Here is a 20,033-nt window from a genome sequence, read left to right as displayed (position 1 = left end):
GCCCGGTCTTCACAATGCCCGCCAACGCCGCCCACGCGGCCCCGAGAGTGAAGCCACGACGTGATGTTCCGCCTGCTGCCCGCGACCCGCCGGGGTCGCCTGATACTGGTCGCCCTGCTTGCCCTTGCCGTCGTTGCAGCCGCCTGGTGGCTGCTGCGCAAGCCGGCCGTCCCGGCGGTGGCGACCGCGCCCGTCAGCCGTGGTGACATCGAGCAGACAGTGGAGGCCACCGGTGTGATCGACGCCTACAAGCTGGTCAGCGTCGGCGCCCAGGCCTCGGGCCAGATCAAGTCGCTGAAGGTACAGCTGGGCGACACCGTGAAGGAAGGCGACCTGATCGCCGAGATCGATGCCACCACCCAGCAGAACCAGGTGCTCAACGCGCAGGCCTCGCTGGACCAGGTCACCGCGCAGCGCGCCGTGCAGCAGGCCACCCTGCGCCAGGCCGAACTGGAATTCGCGCGGCAGCAGCAGATGCTGGCTGCCGAAGCCACCTCGCGCCAGGAATATGATGCCGCCGAGGCGCAGTTGAAGACCGCCCGTGCCCAGCTGCAGTCCTACGAGGCGCAGATCAAGGGCCGCGAAACAAAACTGGGCACCGCCCGCGCCAACCTGGCCTACACCCGCATCACCGCGCCGATGGACGGCACCGTGGTGGCGGTGGTGGCGGAGGAAGGCCGCACCGTGAACGCCAACCAGACCGCACCGACCATCGTGATGCTGGCGCGGCTGGACGTGGTCACCGTCAATGCCGAGATCTCCGAGGCCGACGTGGTCAAGATCAAGCCCGGCATGCCGGTGTACTTCACCACGCTGGGTGACCCGGACCGCAAGTACCACGCCACGCTGCGCCAGATCAATCCGGCGCCGGCCTCGATCGCCAACGAAAGCTCCTCCAGCTCCAGCAGTTCGTCCAGTTCCAGTTCCAGCAGCGCGGTCTACTACAACGCGCTGTTCGACGTGGAGAATCCGGACGGCACGTTGCGCATCGACATGACCGCGCAGGTCTCGGTACTGCTCAAGCAGGCCAAGGGCGTGCTGATGGTGCCGGCGGTGGCGCTGGGGCCGAAGCGCCGTGGCGACGAGCGCATGGTGCGGGTGCTGGACGACAAGGGCCAGCCGCAGCCGCGCAAGGTCACGGTGGGCATCAACAATGGCGCCTCCGCCGAGATCCTGTCCGGGTTGAAGGAAGGCGAGCGCGTGGTGGTCGGCGAAGCCAGCGCCGCCGGTGCCGGTGCCGGTGGCGGTAACCGAGGCGGCATGCAGATGCGGGTCGGCGGCCCGGGCATGGGGCCGCGCCGATGAGCACGACGGCGCCGCTGCTGCGCCTGCGCGACCTGCGACGCGAGTTCCCGGCCGGTGATGATGTGATCGCCGTGCTGCGCGACGTCAATCTCGACATCCATGCTGGCGAGATGGTGGCCATCGTCGGCCAGTCCGGCTCGGGCAAGTCGACACTGATGAACATCCTCGGCTGCCTCGACCGCCCCACCCGCGGCAGCTACCAGGTGGCCGGCCGCGAGACCGGAAAGATGGCGCCGGACGAACTGGCCGAACTGCGCCGCGAATATTTCGGTTTCATCTTCCAGCGCTATCACCTGCTCGGCGACCTCGACGCACGCGGCAATGTGGAAGTGCCGGCGGTGTACGCCGGCAGCCCGGGCGCAGTGCGCAATGCGCGTGCCGAGCAGCTGCTGCAACGCCTGGGCCTGGGCGACCGCATGCATCACAAGCCCGGCCAGCTGTCAGGTGGCCAGCAGCAGCGCGTGTCGATCGCACGCGCGCTGATGAACGGCGGCGAGGTGATCCTGGCCGACGAACCCACAGGCGCGCTCGATACGAAATCCGGTGAGGAAGTGATGGCGATCCTCGGCGAACTGCATGCCGAAGGCCACACCATCATCATCGTCACCCACGACATGAGCGTGGCCCAGCACGCACAGCGCATCATCGAGATCCGCGATGGCGAGATCATCGCCGACCGCGCCAACCGGAATGCGCCGGCCTACCGTGCGCAGCGCGAAGCCAGTACCGGGGCCGCCCACGGCAACAGCTGGCGGGCGGCCCGAGACCGCTTCACCGAAGCGTTCCGCATGGCGCTGCTGGCGATGAACGCCCATCGGCTACGGACCTTCCTGACCATGCTCGGCATCATCATCGGCATCGCCTCGGTAGTGTCGGTGGTGGCGCTGGGCAACGGCTCGCAGCAGCAGATCCTGCAGAACATCAGCGCGCTCGGCACCAACACCATCGACGTCTATCCCGGCCGTGGTTTCGGCGACATGCGCTCGGCCCGGGTGCAGACGCTCAAGGCCAGCGATGCCGATGCACTGGCAAAGCAGAGCTACGTGGACAGCGCCACTCCCAGCGTATCGACCTCGGTCACCGCGCGTTATCGCAACCAGTCGTCGACCGCCCAGGTCAGCGGCGTCGGCGAGCAGTTCTTCCGGGTCAAGGGCGTGACTCTGCTCAGCGGCAGCTTCTTCGATGCCGATGCAGTCAAGGGCCTGGGCCAGGTGGCGGTGATCGACGAGAACACCCAGGCCCAGTTCTTCCCCGATGTCGACCCGGTCGGACAGGTGATCCTGCTCGGCAACGTGCCGGCACGCGTGGTCGGCGTGGCCAAGCGCCAGAGTTTCGGCTTCGGTGGCAGTACCAGCCTCAGCGTGTGGGTGCCGTACACCACGGTGATGTCGCGCATGCTCGGCCAGAGCCACGTCTCCAGCATCACCGTACGCGTGGACGACGACACACCGATGGATGCGGCGCAGGAAGCAATCACCCGCCTGCTGACCCTGCGCCATGGCACCGAGGACTTCTTCCTCAGCAACAGCGCGGAGATCCGCCAGACCATCGAGCAGACCACGCGCACGATGACCCTGCTGATCGGTGCCATCGCCGCCATCGCACTGCTGGTCGGTGGCATCGGCGTGATGAACATCATGCTGGTGTCGGTGACCGAGCGCACCCGTGAGATCGGGGTGCGCATGGCGGTGGGTGCACGGCAGAGTGATATCCGCCAGCAGTTCCTGATCGAGGCGGTGCTGGTGTGCCTGCTCGGCGGCGTGCTCGGCATCGGCCTGGCGCTGCTGCTGGGCTCGATGATCGGCCGCTTCGCCAGCGATTTCCAGGTGCTGTTCTCCACCGCCTCGATCGTTGCCGCGTTCGCCTGCTCGACCTTGATCGGCGTGGCGTTCGGCTTCCTGCCCGCACGCAACGCCGCGCAACTCGATCCGGTGGAGGCCCTGGCCCGCGAATGAAGAAGATGATCCGACTGCCCTTCCCCGCTCCCCGGCACCTGCTGCCGGCCGGTGCGGTTGTACTCGCCCTGTCCGGCTGCGCCTCCGTCGGCCGCTATCCGGTGCATGACCCGGCCGTGGCGGCGCAGTATGGGCGTGGCGATGCCACCCTCAATGCACCGGCCGACGGCCCGCGCAGCAGCCTGGATACACCCGGCCGCGACATCCGGCAGGACACCTGGTGGACCGGCTTCGGCGATGAACGCCTCGACCGTCTGGTGGCGCAGGCGCTGGCCGCCAACAGCGATCTGGCCGCCGCCGGCCTGGCCGTGCAGCGTTCACGCCTGCAGGCCGGCCTGGCCAGCAATGCGCTGTGGCCGCAGCCTTCGTCATCGGGCGTCAGCGGCAGTGCCAGCCGCGCCACCGACCAGGCCGATGACTGGCGCCGCAGCTATTCCACCGGCGTCTCGCTGGGCTGGGAAGTGGACCTGTGGGGGCGCCTGCGCACCCAGCGCGACATCGCCCGCTGGGAAGCCGAAGCCAGCGAGGAAGACCGGCAGAACACCGCGCTGCTGGTGATCGGCGACACCATCACCCAGTACTGGAACCTGGCCTATCTCAACCAGTCCATCGCCACCGGCCAGGCCAACCTGGAGCGGTTGGAACGTACCCGCGAACTGGTGCAGGCCCGCTTCGACGCCGGCGCGGTATCGCGCCTGGAAGTGCGCCAGGCGCTGCAGAACCTGCAGTCGCAGCGCTCGGCGCAGAGCGCGCTGGAACAGCAGCGGGTGGAAGTGCGCAATGCACTGACCGTACTGCTGGATGGCACGCCCTGGCCGCAGCAGGACGAACCGCAGGACCTGCTGGGCGCACGCAGCCCGGACATCGTCGAGGGGTTGCCGGCCGACCTGCTGGGCCGCCGTCCCGACCTGCGCGCGGCCGAGCTGCGCCTGCGCAACAGCCTGAAGACGATCAAGGTCACGGCAACCCAGTATTACCCGGCGTTGAGCCTGACCGGCAGCCTCGGTTCCAGCGCCACCTCGCTAGGCAATGTGCTGCGCAATCCGGTGGCCACGCTGGGCGCGGGCCTGTCACTGCCGTTCCTCAACCTGCAGCGCACGCAGCTGGATACCGACATCGCCGGCACCGCCTACCAGATCGCCGCGGCCAACTTCCGCAAGACGCTGTACACCGCGCTCTCGGAAGTGGACAACGCGCTGTCGGCACGCGAGCAGCTGGCGCGGCAGGTGGCGGCCTCGCAGGCGTCGTATGACGAAGCGGTGGAAGTGGAACGCGCGCAGGAAGTGCGTTACCGCGTGGGCGCGACCGACCTGCGCACCTGGCTGGAAGCGCAGCAGACCCGGCGCGATGCCGAGCTGTCACTGGCGCGCGCGCGGCAGGGCCAGCTGAACAACGATGTGACCCTGTTCAAGGCGCTGGGCGGCAGCGCGGGGTAGCGGCTACTGTGGAGCCGAGCCCATGCTCGGCTGCTTCCTTGATCGGGTATGCGATCGCCGAGCGTGGGCTCGGCTCTACAGATCAGCCGCGCTGGCGCACGGCCTCGAACAGGCTGACGCCGGCGGCGACGGAGACATTCAGGCTCTCGATCTCACCCGGCATCGGGATCTTGACCAGGCCATCGCAGTTCTCGCGGGTCAGGCGGCGCAGGCCATCGGCCTCGCCCCCCAGCACCAGGGCGATGTTGCCCTTCAGGTCCAGCTGGTACAGCGAAGCGGTGGCTTCGCCGGCCAGGCCATAGATCCACACGCCCTGCCTCTGCAGGTCCTTCAGGCAGCGCGACAGGTTGGTCACCGCCACCACCGGGATCAGATCGGCGGCACCGGCCGAAGTCTTGCGTACGGTCGCGTTCACCGTGGCCGACTTGTCCTTGGGGATGATCACTGCGGTTGCACCGGCCGCAGCGGCCGAGCGCAGGCAGGCGCCAAGGTTGTGCGGGTCCTGCACTTCGTCCAGCACCAGCAGCAGGGCCTTGCCCTCGGCTGCGGTGACCAGGCCTTCCAGCTCGTTCTCGCTGTAAGTGCGGGCGGCGGCATAGCGCGCGGCCACGCCCTGGTGGCGTACCGAACCGCCGACACCGTCCAGCGCCTGGCTGTTCACCTTGCGCACGTCGATGCCCTTGCGGCGGGCGTTTTCCTCGATCTCGGTCAGGCGCGGGTTCTTCGCACCGGCCTCGACCAGCACTTCGCGGACGTTCTCGGCGTCGTTCTCGATGGAGGAGGCGACGGCGTTGACGCCGACAATCCACTGGCTGTTCTTGCTCATGCGGGCGGGGACCGGAAAGGGGGTGGCTATGGTAGAGCATCGGCGGCGGCCGCGCTTCGCGCTCGCCGGGCATGGCCCGGCGCTACCGGCCGTTCATCCCCCGGCTGAACGGCTGCGCGGCGGCCAGTGCGGGGTGTCGTGGTCGGGGTGCTGGTGGGACACGATCTTGGCCAGGAAATCCAGCGCGGCGATGTCTTCCTCGGTACGTCGCGCCGGCAGGCTGGCCAGGCTGTCGACGAAGGGCAGCTTGCGCTCCACTCCGTACTGGATCGTCGGCGGCAGGCGTTCGGGTTCGTCAAACGCACCGGCAGCCACCGCCACGCCATCGGGCGCTTCGTAGGTCAACGGCGTGCCGCAGTCGGCGCAGAACCCGCGCCGCACCACGTTGGAGGACTGGAAATAGCGCGGCTGGCCGCGGGTCCAGCTGAACTGCACGCCCCGCACCGACACCAAGGGCGCGTAGTACGCACCAAAGGCCTTCTGGCACATGCGGCAGTGGCAGATCGAGCTGTGGGTCAGCTCGCCACGGGCCTGGAAGCGGATCGCGCCGCACTGGCAGCCGCCGCTGTATTCGGGTTGGCCCTGCATGGTGCGTTCCTCCAAAGCGTCGTGCCAACCAACGGTTGGCACCTACCAGGTAACGTGGAGTGCCGACCGTTGGTCGGCACGTCTCTCAATACTGCTTTTTCGTACGCTTGGCCGGCTTGCCACGCTCCGGCAGCGGCGGCAGGCCATCGCCCTCGTCCTCACCCTTGTGCTCGACCAGGCGGAAGTCGATCTTGCGCTCTTCCATGCTGGCCTTCAGCACCAGGATGCGCACGCGGTCGCCCAACCGGTAGCTGCCGCCGCGGCGCTCGCCGGTCAACGTCTTGCGGGTCGCGTCGAACTTGTAATAGTCCTGCGGCAGCTGGGTCACGTGCACCAGGCCCTGCACCTTCGACTCATCCAGCTCGACGAACAGGCCGAAGCTGGTCACGCCGCTGATCACGCCGTCGAACTGGCCGCCCACGTGCTTTTCCATCCACGCCGCGCGGTAACGCTCGTCGACCTCGCGCTCGGCCTCGTCGGCACGGCGCTCACGCTCGGAACACTGCAGCGCCAGCGCAGCCATTTCGCGCGCGTTGTAGGTGAACTTGTCCAGCGGCTTGCCGGACAACGCGTGCTTGATCGCGCGGTGTACCAGCAGGTCGGGGTAACGGCGGATCGGCGAGGTGAAGTGCGCGTACGCCTCCAGTGCCAGGCCGAAATGACCGTGGTTTTCCGGGCTGTAGATCGCCAGGCTCTGGCTGCGCAGCAGCACCGATTCCAGCAGCGTGGCATCGGGGCGGTCGCGGATCTTCTTCAGCAGCTTGGTGTAATCGCCCGGGCGCACCTTCGACCACGGCGGCAGGCTCAGCTTGAACTCCTTGAGGAATTCGAGCAGGTCGGCGTACTTGGTTTCCGGCGGCTTCTCGTGGATGCGGTACGGGGCCGGCACATGGCGCGACAGCAGGTACTTCGCCGCCTCCACATTGGCCGCGATCATGCATTCCTCGATCAGCTTGTGCGCGTCGTTGCGCACCAGCATGCCGGCCTGGGTCACTTCACCGCGGTTGTCCAGCACGAAGCGCACTTCGCTGCTCTCGAACTCGATGGCGCCACGCTTGGCACGCGCCTTGGACAGGACCTTGTACAGCTGGTGCAGGCGCTGCACCTGCGGCAGCAGGTCACCCATCCAGGCCTTGGTATCGGCATCGTCCTCGCCCACCGCCTTCCACACCTGGGTGTAGGTCAGGCGCGCATGCGAGTTCATCACCGCTTCGTAGAAGCGCGAATGCGTGACCAGGCCGTCGCGGTCGATCTGCATGTCGCAGACGAAGCACATGCGGTCGACCTTCGGCATCAGCGAACAGATGCCGTTGGACAGCGTCTCCGGCAGCATCGGCACCACGAAGCCCGGGAAGTACACCGAGGTGGCGCGCTTCTGCGCTTCTTCATCCAGTGGCGTGCCGGGCCGGACGTAGTTGGAGACATCGGCAATCGCCACAACCAGCCGGAAGCCATCGACGTTCGGCTCGCAGTACACCGCGTCGTCGAAGTCCTTGGCATCTTCACCGTCGATGGTGACCAGCGGCATGCTGCGCAGATCGACGCGGTCGCCGATCATCGCCGGTTCGACCACCAGCGGCACCGAGGCCGCTTCATCCAGCACTTCCTGCGGGAATTCGAACGGCAGTTCATGGCCGTGGATGGCGGTCTCCACCACCAGCGAGGCGGTCAGCTTGTCGCCGAGCACGGCAATGATGCGGCCGATCGGCGGACGGCGGCTGTCCGGCGCCTGGGTCAGTTCGCAGACCACCAGCTGGCCGTCGCGCGCGCCACCGATCTGGTCCGGCGGCACCTGTACGTTGCGCTGCACGCGCTTGTCATCGGGCACCACGTAGTTGATGCCCATCTCGACACTGAAACGGCCGATCAGGCGGGTCATGCCGCGCTCAAGCACGCGAGCGATGCTGCCCTCGCGGCGGCCACGGTGGTCGATGCCGGTCACACGGGCCAGCACCTTGTCACCATGCATGACCTTGCGCATTTCATACGGTGGCAGGAACAGGTCGTCGCCACCCTCGACCGGGCGCAGGAAGCCAAATCCTTCCGGGTTGGCGATCACCACGCCGGTGACCAGGTTCAGGGTCTGGATCGGGGCGAAACCGCCACGGCGGTTCTGCACCAGCTGGCCATCACGGACCATGGCACCGAGCCGGCGCGACAGCGCCTCGGCCCGGTCCGGTGCGGTCAGGCCCAAGCGTGCGCCCAGTTCCTCTGCCGTCTGCGGCCCTTCGCAACGCTCCAGCAGGGCCAGGATGGCTTCGCGGCTGGCGATGGGCTGTTCGTACTTCTCGGCTTCGCGGGCGGCATAGGGATCGTCGATCACCTTGCCGGTCGGCGGCAACTTGCGGCCCGGCGCCGGGCCCGGTGCGTCGCTGCTGCGGACCTTGCGGCCACGCGGCGGTGCGCCGCCTTCATTCAATTCGGGGAACCAGCCCGGCAACGGCTTGCCCGGCTTGGTGGTGCGGGCCGTGCCCGCCTTGGCGCCCTTCTTCGGGGCCTGGCCGCGGGAGGTGCTCCCGCCCTTGCTTGGTTTTTTGGTAGTCATCGCCCTACATGGTAGCCGTTGACGGCGTGCAGAACGGGTCAGTGGCCGTCTTGAAGGCCTTGCGTGAAAAATATTCAGGAAGTCGTTGACAGCCTGCGGATTCATCTTCACAATTGCGCCTCTGGAACGCCCAGGTGGCGGAATTGGTAGACGCACTAGTTTCAGGTACTAGCGGGTAAAACCGTGGAGGTTCGAGTCCTCTCCTGGGCACCAACGAAAAAACTCCTCGCTTCGGCGGGGATTTTTTTTGCCTGCAATCCAGCAGCGGGGCCGAATTCCTTTCCGAAGGAAAGGGCTCCGACCCAAGCGATTGAGATGGAGTCAGAGCCCGCTCCGCACGCGAAACGGGGTCCGACACCGGATCCAGAAAAAGTGTTGACACCCCCATAACAACGCCCCATAATCTCGCTCCTCGACGCCCAGGTGGCGGAATTGGTAGACGCACTAGTTTCAGGTACTAGCGGGTAAAACCGTGGAGGTTCGAGTCCTCTCCTGGGCACCACGTCGAGAATGAGAAAAACCCGCGAGAGCGGGTTTTTTCATGCCCGGAATCCGGCATCAGAGCAGCGGCCGCAGCACCAGCTCCAGCCCGAGCAACAGCAGGAAACCCAGGAAGCAGCCCCGGAACACCCGCGCACTGATGCGCTGCCGGATCACCTGCCCCAGCCACATGCCCAGCAATGCCGGCAGCACCGCCAGCGCACTCAGCCCCAGCTGCTGGATGCCGAATGCGCCGTGCAGCACCAGGCCGGCGGTCAGCGAAATCGTTGACACCGTGAACGCCAGCCCCAGCGCCTGCACCAGCTCCTCGCGCTGCAACCCCAGCGACTGCAGGTATGGCACCGCCGGCATCACGAACACGCCGGTGGCGCCGGTCACCACGCCCGACAACGCCCCCACCAGCGGCCCCAGCCAACGCTCGCGCCGCTGCTGCACGCGGAACACCGGCGCAAGCAACGCATAGGCGGCATAGACCACCAATGCCACGCCCAGCGCAACGCGCGACCAAGTGCGATCGACCCGCACCAGCAGCGCCGCCGAGCCCAGCGTCACCACCACCACGGCCAGCATCATCGGCCACAGGCGCCGCACGATGCGGTCCAGTGACGGCCCGGACAACAGCTGCCACGCATTGGTGACGAAGGTGGGAATGAACAGCATCGACGCCGCCGACACCGGCGACAGCGTGCTGCCCAGCAGCCCCATCGCCACCGTCGGCAACCCCATGCCGGTCACGCCCTTGACCACACCGGCCAGCACGAACACCACCACCAGCAGCACGTAGAAGTACATCGATTCATTCATGCCTTCATTGGATCGGCCGGCCGCTCGGCGCACAATGCGGTGTTTCCGGCCTTGCCTTCGGCTGATCCGAAGGCGCAGCCGTTGCGATGAGGGCATCACATGCGGATGGATATCGCCGACCTGCGCCTGTTCCTGGCGATTGCCGAGGCGGGCAGCATCACGGCCGGCGCAGCGCAGGCAAACCTGGCACTGGCGTCGGCCAGCGAACGCCTGCGCACGATCGAAGCCGATGCCGGCACCGCGTTGTTGAACCGGCCCCCCCGCGGCGTCAGCCTGACCGAAGCCGGCGCCGCCCTCGCCCACCATGCACGATTGATCCTGCAGCAGCAGGCGCAGCTGCGCGGTGAACTGCAGGCGTTCGCGCACGGCGCGCGCGGCACACTGCATCTGTATGCCAACACCGCAGCACTGACCAACTACCTGCCTTCGCGGCTGGCACCGTGGCTGGCCGAACGCCCGCGCCTGCACGTGGAACTGCTGGAGCGCACCAGCCCCGAAGTAGTGCGTGCGATCAACGCTGGCCAGGCCGAGGCCGGCATCATCAGTGATGCGGTCGACGCTGCCGGCCTGCAGCAGCACGTGGTCGCCGAAGATCCACTGGTGATGCTGCTGCCCGCAGACCATCGCCTCGCATCGCGGCGCAGCCTGGCCTTCGCCGATGTTGCCGGCGAGACCTTCGTCGCGCTGGCCGACGGCAATGCACTGCAGGCCTACATCGAAGACCAGGCGCGCGACATCGGGCGGCGCCTGGACGTGCGCATCCGCATGAAGACCTTCGAAGGGGTGTGCATCATGGTCGGCCACGACATTGGTATCGGCATCGTGCCGCGGACCATCGCCCGCCAGCACCGGCGCAGCACGCATACCGTCGCCGTACCGCTCGCCGATGCGTGGGCACAGCGTCGCCTGTGCGCCTGTTTTGCCGAGTGGGCGCAGTTGTCATCGGCAATGCGCAGCCTGCTGCTTCACCTGGGCGTACAGCCACAGAAAAAGCTGTGAAATGTTGTTGACACATCCTCTGCCGTCCCGCACAATTCATCTCCTGAGTCGCCCAGGTGGCGGAATTGGTAGACGCACTAGTTTCAGGTACTAGCGGGTAAAACCGTGGAGGTTCGAGTCCTCTCCTGGGCACCACGACTCAAGATGATCAAACCCGCGAAAGCGGGTTTTTTCGTTTCCGGGGCCTGGCGAGCGTGGCATCGCAACCGCCACTCGGACTGTCGTATCTCGCACCACCCGGGCGTCGCCTGCGGGTGTATACCTCCTCCCGGCGCGCCGTCACCAGACCTTGAACGCCCCCCTTTTGGGGCGCATTTCACGTTCCCCGTTCAATTCGTACTTTTCCTAGTCGAGATCCACCCGATTCCTTTTCGGTGGGAGGCAGATTTACCGGAGCCGGTTGCAGGTCTATCGACACGACCGGACCAGCGCCCCCCCCTTTCCCCAAAGGACGCCCCAATGCAGCGCAGCATCATCTGCCCTCACTGCCACACCGGCTCGAACCACGGCGTACGCGTATGCGTGGGATGCCAGGCCGAGGTCCACTACGGCGCATCGAAGGAGGCCGTAATGTTCGTCTTTGTCGCCGCCATCATCTGCGGCGCACTGGTCGGCAGCCGATTGCAGGCCACTGCCGGCTGGATCACGTGCGGCGCCGTACTTGTGGCGGGAATGTGGGCCATTTCCCGATTGTTCCGTGATCGGGTGGTGTTCAAGCGCGTCTATCGCACGCGCTGAACCTGCGCCGCTGCACTCCCCCAACGGCAGGGCCCGTGCGACCCACGTTGCACAAACAAAAACCCCGCCTTGCGGCGGGGTCAAAATACAGCACGTGTTTCCAGGGAGTTTTCAGTGCCCACCACCGGCGGCCGCACCCGCACCTGCGCCGAATGGCGGCTTGGCCAGCCACAGGAACGTAATGATCGCCAGGAAGATCCAGCCCAGCAGGAAGAAGATGTCGTTGAAGCCCATCTGCGATGCCTGGTGGTTGATCATGTTGTTCAGTACCGCTGCGCCGTGCTGCAGGTCGCCCTGCCCCATCGCCGTGACCTGGTCCTGCATGCCCGGCTGATAGGCCGAGATATGCTCGGTCAGGTCGGCATGGTGCACCTGGGTGCGCCGCGCCCACAGCCACGTCGTCAGCGACGCCGCGAAGCTGCCGCCCAGCGTACGCAGGAACGTGGCCAGGCCGGAGCCCGCCGCGATCTCGCGCCCATCCAGGTCCGACAGCAGGATCTGCAGCACCGGCATGAAGAACAGCGCGACGCCGATGCCCATGATCAGCTGTACGCCGGCCACGTGCATGTAGTCCACCTGCAGGTTGAAGTTCGAGCGCAGGAAACTGGTCATCGACAGCACGATGAAGGCGATCGTGGCCAGCATGCGCATGTCGAAGCGCGATGCATACTTGCCCACGAACGGGGTCATGATCACCGGCAGGATGCCGATTGGCGCCGTTGCCAGGCCCGCCCAGATCGCGGTGTAGCCCATGTCACGCTGCAGCCACTGCGGGATCAGCAGCGCCACGCTGAAGAACGCTGCGTAGGCCACCACCATCGCCAGCGTGCCGGCGCGGAAGTTGCGGTGCCGGAACAGCTTCAGGTCGACAATCGGATCCTTGTCGGTCAGCTCCCAGATCAGGAACACCGTCAGCGTCACCACGGCCACGCAGGCCAGCACCACGATCTTCATCGACGCGAACCAGTCCTCGTCGTTGCCCAGGTCGAGCACCAGCTGCAGCGCACCGACGCCGATCACGAGGGTGATCAGGCCGACGTAGTCCATCTTCGGCTTCTCGATCTGCTCCGGCCGCCCCTTCAGCTGGTTGCCCACCACCAGCGCAGCGAAGATGCCCAGCGGCACGTTGATCAGGAAGATCCATTCCCAGCTGTAGTTGTCGGTGATCCAGCCACCGAGGATCGGCCCGCAGATCGGCGCAACCACCGTGATCATCGCCAGCAGCGCCAATGCCTGCCCGCGTTTCTCGCGCGGGTAGATCGAAACCAGCAGCGACTGCGTGATCGGGTACATCGGGCCGGCCACGAAGCCCTGCAGTGCACGCGACACGACCAACATGCCCATGCTCTGCGCCAGGCCGCACAGCAGCGAGGTGATGACGAAGGCCAGCGTGGCCCAGACGAACAGCTTGCGTTCGCCGAAGCGGCGGCTGAGCCAGCCGGTCAGCGGCAGCGCGATGGCCGTGCTGACCGCGAACGAGGTGATGACCCAGGTCGCCTGCTGCGAACTGGCGCCGAGATTGCCCGCGATGGTCGGCAGCGAGACGTTGGCGATGGTGGTGTCGAGCACCTGCATGAACGAGGCCATCGCCAGGCCGACAGTGCACAGTGCGACGCTGGGCGGCAGGAACCCGGAGGCCGCACCTGGCGCCGCCGGTGCGCCCGGAGCGCCGGGCGCGGCTGGAGCTTGTGCGGACATGGCGACCTCAGCCCACCTTCGCCTGCTGCTGCGGCAGGTTGCCCTGGATGATCGTGTGGATCACCTCGTCGGCATCATGCAGCTGCTTGGCATACACGTCGGTGTCGAACACCGTGCCCTTGGCCGGAGTGCTCGGCAGCACTTCGCCCTTCTGGTCGCGCAGGCTCACTTCAGCCTTCATCGACAGGCCGATGCGCAGCGGGTGTTCGGCCAGCTGCTTGGCATCGATGGCGATGCGCACCGGCACGCGCTGCACGATCTTGATCCAGTTGCCACTGGCGTTCTGCGCCGGCAGCAGCGAGAACGCCGAGCCGGTGCCCAGGCCCAGGCTCTGGATGCGGCCCTTGTACTTCACGTCGCCGGCGTACAGGTCCGACTTCAGCTCCACTTCCTGGCCCAGGCGCATGTGGCGCAGCTGGGTTTCCTTGAAGTTGGCCTCGACCCACATCTGTTCGGTCGGCACCACGGCCATCAGGGCATTGCCCGGCTGCACGCGCTGGCCGACCTGCACCGAACGACGGGCGACGTAGCCGGAGACCGGCGCGACGATGCCGGCGCGGGCGTTGTTGAGGAAGGCCTGGCGCAGCTGTGCGGCGGCGGCCTGCACGTCCGGCTGGGTGGCGATCACGGTGTCGTCGACCAGCGCGCGGTTGCGCTCGACGGTCTCGCGCGAACCGGCCACGGCCGCTTCGGCCGCGGCCAGCTCGTCGCGGGCGTGGGCCAGTTCTTCGTTGGAGATGGCGCCGGTGGCGGCCAGGTCCTTGCGGCGGGCGTAGTCTTCGCGCACGCGCTTCAGGGTCACCTGGCGGGCGTTCAGGTCCGCCTGCGCGCCTTCCACGCTGCGGTACAGGCCGCGGGTCTGGCGCACGGTCTTGGCCAGGTTGGCTTCGGCCTGCTGCAGCGCCACTGCGGTGTCGGACGGGTCCAGCTGCACCAGCAGCTGGCCGCGCTCCACGCGCATGCCGTCATCGGCGTTGATGGCGACCACGGTACCGGCCACCAGCGGGGTGATCTGTACCTGGTTGCCCTGCACGTAGGCGTCGTCGGTCTCTTCGAACCAACGGCCGAACATGAAGTACCACAGCGCCAGTGCGGCAAGCAGCAGCACGACGATCACGAACAGGCCGCGCAGCAGGTTGCCGCGGCGGTTGGGGGCGGCCGGGGCCGCGGTGTCTTGGGTCTGGCTCATGTCGGAGATCTTCAGGAATGCGAGGAATCGGAATGGGAGGCGATCGGTGCGCGGTCGGCGTCAGTGGGCTGGAAACCACCGCCCAGCGCCTTGCTCAGGCGCACCGAGGACTGCACCTGCTGCGACTGCAGGCCGGCCAGCTGCTGCTGCGACTGCAGCAGGGTGGACTGCGCGGTCAGCACGTCCAGGTAGCTGCCGATGCCGGCGCGGTAGCGCTGCTGGGCCAGGTCGAAGGCAGCGCGTGCGGTGTCCACCGCCTGCTGCTGCGACTGCGCCTGCTGTGCCAGCGAGCGCACCGCGTTGACCTGGTCGGCCACATCACGCAGCGCATCGAGCACGGTCTGGTTGTAGTTGGCCACCGCCAGGTCGTACTGCGCATCGGTATTGGCCAGGTTGGCGCGCAGCTTGCCGCCCTCGAAGATCGGCAGGCTCAGCGCCGGGCCGATATAGGCGAAGGTGGAACTGCTCTTCAGCAGGTCGCCCACATTCGGGGCGACCACGCCGGCCAGCGCGGTCAGGTTGAAGCTCGGGTAGAACCTGGTCTTGGCAACCTTGATCTGCTTGTCGGCCGCTTCAACGCGCCAGCGTGCGGCCACGATGTCGGGGCGGCGGCCAAGCAGTTCGCTGGGCAGCACGCCCGGCAGCTGCAGTGCCACCGGATTCAGCGGCTGCGGGCGCTGGATCGACAGGCCACGGTCCGGGCCCTTGCCGACCAGCGCGGCCAGTGCGGTGCGGGCGGCGTCGATACGCTGCTGGGCGGCCTGCACCTGCTGCTGCGCGGCCGGCACGCGGGCCTCGGCCTGGCGCACCTGCAGATCACTGTCGATGCCGGCGCGGCGGCGCTGGCGGGTCAGCTCAAGTGACTTCTGCGAACGGCTCAGCTCTTCCTCGGCCACGTCGTTGAGCTGCCACGCGTAGGCCAGGTCGGCATAGGCCTGGGTGATGCCAGTGGACAGGTTCAGGCGGGCGGCCTGCGCTTCAACGGTGGCGGCGTGCGCACCGTCCACGGCGGCTTCCCAGGCGGCGCGCTTGCCGCCCCACAGGTCCACGCCGTAGCTGAAGTCGAAGGCGACCTGGCTGCTGCCGGCGTAATGGCCACCGATCTCGCTGCCTGCCATCGACTCAGGCAGGCGCAGGCCGGTGTAGCCACCGGACACCGACAGGCTCGGCAGTTCGTCGGCACGCGCAGTGCCGACCTGGGCCTGGGCCTGGCGCAGGCGCGCGTCGGCGGCGTCCAGGCTCGGGTGGCCGGCCAGGCCCTCGGCGACCAGCGCGTCCAGCTGCGCATCGCCCAGCGCCTTCCACCAGTCCTGCGCCGGGAAGCCGGTGGCGCTCAGGTCGGTGTCGGCCAGGGTGCGTTCGCTGTGCAGGCTGTCCACATCCAGCACGTGGCCCTGCGGATTGAGGCCACGACTGCTGGCACAGGCGCCCAGGGCCAGGGCCAGCGCTGACACCAGCAGCGTGCGCCCGGACCGGCGGAAAGTGAAATGCGGGATCGGGTTCATGGGGTCGTCAAGGAATCGCGGATTCGGGTAAGGAGGGACAGCAGCAGCGTGCGCTCGTCGGTTGAGAGATCACGCAGGGCGTAATCCATCACCGCGTCGCCGCGCAGCTTCAGCCGCGCCCACAACGCGCGGCCTTCATCGGTCAGCACGATCTGCAGCGCACGACGGTCCTGGGCATGCGGTTGGCGACGGACGCAGCCCAGTGCCTCCAGCTTGTCCAGCAGCCGGGTCACGGCGCTGGGCACCTGGTCGATGGCCTGGGCCAGTTCGTTGGCGGTGCACGGCGCCATGTTGGAAAGCACCTTCAACCCGATGTAGTGGGTGAAGCCGATGCCCAGGTCTTCTTCCGCCATGGACGCGTCGAGTTGGCGGACCAGCCCGTCGCGCACCTGGCGCAGCAGCAGGCCGAAGCTGGGAGGAGTGGTTGCAGGACAGATCATGGGGGAGCATTCTCTTCCAAAAAAAATATTTCTCAATGGAAATATTCGATCTGGCATCGAATGCTGTGTTGCAGCAATGGGCTGGATCGGTGAAGGCGCCTACCTTAATGACCTGGTCAGCTGGCCCGGTAGTACAATTCAGCCAATGGATGACACATTTCAGCCAGCGGATATGATGAACAAGGCAGAAATCCCCCCTCCCAAGCGCCTGCTGCGCGACGACGCGCTGGACTGGTTCGAGCGCAACGACGGCCCATCGGTGGTCGCCTACCGCTTCGACAGCCCGCAGGGACTGGTCCGTGAGGTGGACTGGCACCATCACCAGCGCGCGCAACTGATCTACGTGGAGCGTGGCCTGCTGACCACCCGCACCTCGCACGGCACCTGGTCGCTGGCGCCGGGTTCGGCCGGCTGGATGCCGCCGCTGGAGCCGCACACGGTCACCCTCGACGGGCCGCTGCGTGGCTGGGGCATGGCGCTGGCCGCACCCGCCTGTGCCACCCTGCCCGCCGACCCCTGCGTGCTGGGCCTGTCCAAGCTGGCGCAGGCGCTGGCCGAGCGCATCTGCGAATGGCCGCTGGGCTATGACACCACGCCCGAGCGCCAGCACATCATCGAGGTGCTGCTGGACGAGATCCGCACCGCGCCGCGTCAGCGCATGCATCTGCCGATGCCCCACGACCGGCGCCTGCTGAAGATCGCCTCGCAGCTGCTGGCCGACCCGTCCGACGAGCGCAGCCTGGCCGAATGGGCCCACTGGGCCGGCCTGTCGCCGCGCAGCCTGACCCGTCACTTCCGCGACGAGACCACGCTCAGCTTCGCCCAGTGGCGGCAACAGGCCCGCCTGTCCGAGGCGTTGCGCCAGCTGACCGAGGGCCGCAGCGTGGCCGACATCGCCCACGCACTGGGCTTCAGCAGCGCCAGCGCGTTCGTCACCGTGTTCCGCCGCCACTTCGGGCTGCCGCCGGGGCGCTACCTGGCGCGGGCCGGCCACGGCCTGGAAACCGGGCTGGACCCTGCGCGCGGCTTGGCATCCCCCGCCGCATCCGGATAATCACAGGATTGCGAGCGGCGACCGCCGTCGCCGCCTCCCGACATAGGTAACAACGCCGCATGACCGAACTTGCCCGTCCCGTGTTCCACGGATTCGAACAACTGCCGCTGCGCGAGTACGCCGAACGCGCCTACCTCGACTACTCGATGTACGTGGTCCTGGACCGCGCCCTGCCGTTCATCGGCGACGGCCTGAAGCCGGTGCAGCGCCGCATCATCTATTCGATGAGCGAGCTGGGCCTGAATGCCGCGTCCAAGCCGAAGAAGTCCGCGCGCACCGTCGGCGACGTCATCGGCAAGTACCACCCGCACGGCGACAGCGCGTGCTACGAGGCGCTGGTGCTGATGGCACAGCCGTTCTCGTACCGCTACCCGCTGATCGAGGGCCAGGGCAACTTCGGCTCCAGCGACGACCCCAAGTCGTTCGCGGCGATGCGTTACACCGAATCCAAGCTGACCCCGATCGCCGAAGTGCTGCTGGGCGAACTGGGCCAGGGCACCACCGACTGGGCACCGAACTTCGACGGCACCCTGCAGGAACCGACCTGGATGCCGGCGCGGCTCCCGCACCTGCTGCTCAACGGCACCACCGGCATCGCCGTGGGCATGGCCACCGACGTGCCGCCGCACAATCTCAACGAGATCGTCAGTGCGCTGCTGCACCTGCTGGACAACCCCGACGCCACCGTGCGCGACCTGTGCGAACACGTGCAGGGCCCGGACTACCCGTCCAGCGCCGAGATCATCACCGCGGCCAATGACCTGCGCAACATCTACGAGACTGGCAACGGCAGCGTGCGTGCACGCGCGACCTTCACCAAGGAAGCCAGCAACATCGTGATCACGGCGCTGCCGTTCCAGGTGTCGCCGTCGAAGGTGATCGAGCAGATCGCCGCGCAGATGCGCGCCAAGAAGCTGCCGTGGCTGGAGGACATCCGTGATGAATCCGACCACGCCAATCCGGTGCGCGTGGTGCTGGTGCCGCGTTCCAACCGCGTCGACGCCGACCAGTTGATGGGCCACCTGTTCGCCACCACGGACCTGGAGCGCAGCTACCGCGTCAACCTCAACGTGATCGGGCTGGACGGCCGTCCGCAGGTGAAGAACCTGAAGATGCTGCTCAGCGAATGGCTGACCTTCCGCAGCAACACCGTCACCCGCCGCCTGCAGCACCGCCTGCAGAAGGTCGAGCATCGCCTGCACCTGCTGGAAGGCCTGCTGGTCGCCTTCCTCAACCTGGACGAGGTGATCCATATCATCCGTACCGAAGACGAGCCGAAGGCCGCGCTGATCGCGCGCTTCGGCCTGTCCGAGGAACAGGCCGAGTACATCCTGGAAACCAAGCTGAAGCAGCTGGCCCGCCTGGAGGAAATGAAGATCCGCGGCGAGCAGGATGAACTGGCCAAGGAGCGCGAGAAGATCCTCGGCATCCTGGACAGCAAGGCCAAGCTGAAGAAGCTGATCCGCGATGAACTGACCGCCGACGCCAGGAAGTTCGGCGACGCACGCCGTTCGCCGCTGGTGCAGCGCCAGGCGGCGCAGGCCATCGACGAGACCGAGCTGGTGCCGAGCGAACCGATGACCGTGGTGCTGTCGGAGAAGGGCTGGATCCGCGCCGCCAAGGGCCACGACGTCGATGCATCCGCACTGTCGTACCGTGAAGGCGACGGGCTGCAGGGCGCGGTGCGCGCACGCAGCACCCAGCAGGTCGCGTTCCTCGACAGCGAAGGCCGCGCCTACTCGACGCCGGTGCACACCCTGCCCTCCGCGCGTGGCAATGGCGAACCGCTGACCGGCCGCTTCTCGCCGGCACCGGGCACCAGCTTCGTGACCCTGGCCAGCGCCGAACCGGACACCCGCTTCGTGCTGGCTTCCAGCCACGGCTATGGCTTCGTCACCCGCTTCGAGAACCTGATCGGCCGCAACAAGGCCGGCAAGGCGATGCTGAACCTGTCGGCGGGCTCGTCGGTGCTGACCCCGTCGGTGGTCGCCAACGTCGCCACCGACCGCATCGTGGCGGTGACCAGTTCGGGCAACCTGTTGGCGATCGCCGCCAACGACCTGCCGGAACTGGACAAGGGCAAGGGCAACAAGATCATCGAGATCCCGAAGGCCAAGCTCGCCACCGAACGCGTGGTCGCCATCGTGGCGATCAGCCCGGGGCAGACCCTGCAGGTGCGCAGCGGCCAGCGCACCATGGGCCTGAAGTTCAACGAGCTGGATGCCTACCTCGGCGCCCGCGCCACCCGCGGCCACCTGCTGCCGCGCGGCTGGCAGAAGGTGGAAGGGCTGTCGGTGGAGTGAGAGCTGGGGCCCTGCCCCTGGCGGGTGTCAACCTTGGTTGACACGCCTCGCCGGGGATCAGACACGAAAAAGCCGGGGCATTCCCCGGCTTTTTCGTTGTCGGCTGGCGGGCGGTGGAGCAGCTGGCTGGCGAAGGCTGGCTGGCGA

The 20,033-nt window shown here is 67.2% G+C and carries 14 protein-coding genes, 3 tRNA genes and 1 pseudogene; 10 read left to right on the top strand and 8 right to left on the bottom strand.

The window, feature by feature from the left end; genetic code table 11:
- Positions 1-60 precede the first annotated feature (60 nt).
- From ACTXG9_RS05965 to ACTXG9_RS05955, 3 genes are read left to right on the top strand one after another with little or no spacing between them, the layout of a single operon-like run.
- Positions 61-1,305 carry an efflux RND transporter periplasmic adaptor subunit gene (locus ACTXG9_RS05965; protein WP_456115421.1) on the top strand — a complete coding sequence of 415 codons (1,245 nt, stop codon included), beginning with the start codon at positions 61-63 and terminating at the stop codon, positions 1,303-1,305.
- Complete coding sequence (locus tag ACTXG9_RS05960) at positions 1,302-3,260, top strand: MacB family efflux pump subunit (RefSeq protein WP_111102054.1); 1,959 nt, start codon at positions 1,302-1,304, stop codon at positions 3,258-3,260. Before ACTXG9_RS05965 ends, ACTXG9_RS05960 begins: the two co-directional genes overlap by 4 nt.
- Positions 3,257-4,696, top strand: a complete 1,440-nt coding sequence (locus ACTXG9_RS05955; protein WP_456115420.1) for an efflux transporter outer membrane subunit — start codon at positions 3,257-3,259, stop codon at positions 4,694-4,696. Before ACTXG9_RS05960 ends, ACTXG9_RS05955 begins: the two co-directional genes overlap by 4 nt.
- Positions 4,697-4,778: 82 nt before the next feature.
- Here the strand turns inward: ACTXG9_RS05955 and rlmB are convergent, their stop codons facing one another.
- From rlmB to rnr, 3 genes and pseudogenes are all read right to left on the bottom strand, one after another.
- Entirely contained in the window at positions 4,779-5,522 is a 744-nt protein-coding gene (gene rlmB / locus ACTXG9_RS05950) for a 23S rRNA (guanosine(2251)-2'-O)-methyltransferase RlmB (RefSeq protein WP_019659091.1), read from the bottom strand.
- Between the two features lie 93 nt (positions 5,523-5,615).
- On the bottom strand, positions 5,616-6,110 hold the full coding sequence (locus tag ACTXG9_RS05945; RefSeq protein WP_111097784.1) for a GFA family protein: 495 nt from the start codon (positions 6,108-6,110) through the stop codon (positions 5,616-5,618).
- An 85-nt stretch (positions 6,111-6,195) separates the two neighbouring features.
- A pseudogene (gene rnr / locus ACTXG9_RS05940) lies at positions 6,196-8,424 on the bottom strand (ribonuclease R); the annotation flags it as partial.
- 359 nt (positions 8,425-8,783) lie between these two features.
- Between rnr and ACTXG9_RS05935 the strand changes: the two are divergent.
- Positions 8,784-8,868 (top strand) — tRNA-Leu (locus ACTXG9_RS05935).
- 204 nt (positions 8,869-9,072) lie between these two features.
- A tRNA-Leu gene (locus tag ACTXG9_RS05930) sits at positions 9,073-9,157 on the top strand.
- 56 nt (positions 9,158-9,213) lie between these two features.
- Here the strand turns inward: ACTXG9_RS05930 and ACTXG9_RS05925 are convergent.
- Entirely contained in the window at positions 9,214-9,960 is a 747-nt protein-coding gene (locus tag ACTXG9_RS05925) for a sulfite exporter TauE/SafE family protein (RefSeq protein ID WP_087803314.1), read from the bottom strand.
- Positions 9,961-10,059: 99 nt separating this feature from the next.
- Here ACTXG9_RS05925 and ACTXG9_RS05920 point away from each other — a divergent pair, with 99 nt between their 5' ends.
- From ACTXG9_RS05920 to ACTXG9_RS05910, 3 genes are all read left to right on the top strand, one after another.
- The gene (locus tag ACTXG9_RS05920) at positions 10,060-10,959 is read left to right on the top strand and encodes a LysR family transcriptional regulator (RefSeq protein WP_456115419.1); all 900 of its coding nucleotides are present in this window, start codon (positions 10,060-10,062) and stop codon (positions 10,957-10,959) included.
- A 50-nt stretch (positions 10,960-11,009) separates the two neighbouring features.
- Positions 11,010-11,094, top strand: a tRNA-Leu gene (locus ACTXG9_RS05915).
- Between the two features lie 324 nt (positions 11,095-11,418).
- Entirely contained in the window at positions 11,419-11,697 is a 279-nt protein-coding gene (locus tag ACTXG9_RS05910; protein ID WP_019659096.1) for a hypothetical protein, read from the top strand.
- Positions 11,698-11,808: 111 nt separating this feature from the next.
- Here the strand turns inward: ACTXG9_RS05910 and emrB are convergent, their stop codons facing one another.
- The 4 genes from emrB to emrR are packed head-to-tail and all read right to left on the bottom strand — an operon-like array spanning position 11,809 to position 16,529.
- The gene (gene emrB / locus ACTXG9_RS05905) at positions 11,809-13,395 is read right to left on the bottom strand and encodes a multidrug efflux MFS transporter permease subunit EmrB (RefSeq protein WP_019659097.1); all 1,587 of its coding nucleotides are present in this window, start codon (positions 13,393-13,395) and stop codon (positions 11,809-11,811) included.
- 7 nt (positions 13,396-13,402) lie between these two features.
- The gene (gene emrA, locus ACTXG9_RS05900; protein WP_021204129.1) at positions 13,403-14,584 is read right to left on the bottom strand and encodes a multidrug efflux MFS transporter periplasmic adaptor subunit EmrA; all 1,182 of its coding nucleotides are present in this window, start codon (positions 14,582-14,584) and stop codon (positions 13,403-13,405) included.
- Positions 14,585-14,595: 11 nt separating this feature from the next.
- The gene (gene emrC / locus ACTXG9_RS05895; RefSeq protein WP_197575493.1) at positions 14,596-16,089 is read right to left on the bottom strand and encodes a multidrug efflux transporter outer membrane subunit EmrC; all 1,494 of its coding nucleotides are present in this window, start codon (positions 16,087-16,089) and stop codon (positions 14,596-14,598) included.
- The gene (gene emrR / locus ACTXG9_RS05890; RefSeq protein ID WP_019659100.1) at positions 16,086-16,529 is read right to left on the bottom strand and encodes a multidrug efflux system transcriptional regulator EmrR; all 444 of its coding nucleotides are present in this window, start codon (positions 16,527-16,529) and stop codon (positions 16,086-16,088) included. The genes emrC and emrR overlap by 4 nt, the downstream gene beginning before the upstream one ends.
- 172 nt (positions 16,530-16,701) lie before the next feature.
- On the opposite strand from emrR, the gene ACTXG9_RS05885 reads away from it, so the two are divergent.
- Both ACTXG9_RS05885 and parC read left to right on the top strand, forming a co-directional pair.
- Positions 16,702-17,583 (top strand): helix-turn-helix domain-containing protein, encoded by an 882-nt coding sequence (locus ACTXG9_RS05885; RefSeq protein WP_026346921.1) that lies wholly within the window; start codon positions 16,702-16,704, stop codon positions 17,581-17,583.
- Between the two features lie 59 nt (positions 17,584-17,642).
- Positions 17,643-19,886: a DNA topoisomerase IV subunit A gene (gene parC / locus ACTXG9_RS05880; protein WP_111102056.1), complete on the top strand. Its 2,244-nt coding sequence runs from the start codon at positions 17,643-17,645 to the stop codon at positions 19,884-19,886.
- The last annotated feature ends 147 nt before the right edge of the window (positions 19,887-20,033 follow it).

This window comes from Stenotrophomonas maltophilia group sp. LNF247, from assembly GCF_054083135.1.
The sequence above is the reverse complement of the archived record's forward strand: the minus strand, read 5'-3'. Positions and strand labels throughout refer to the sequence as shown.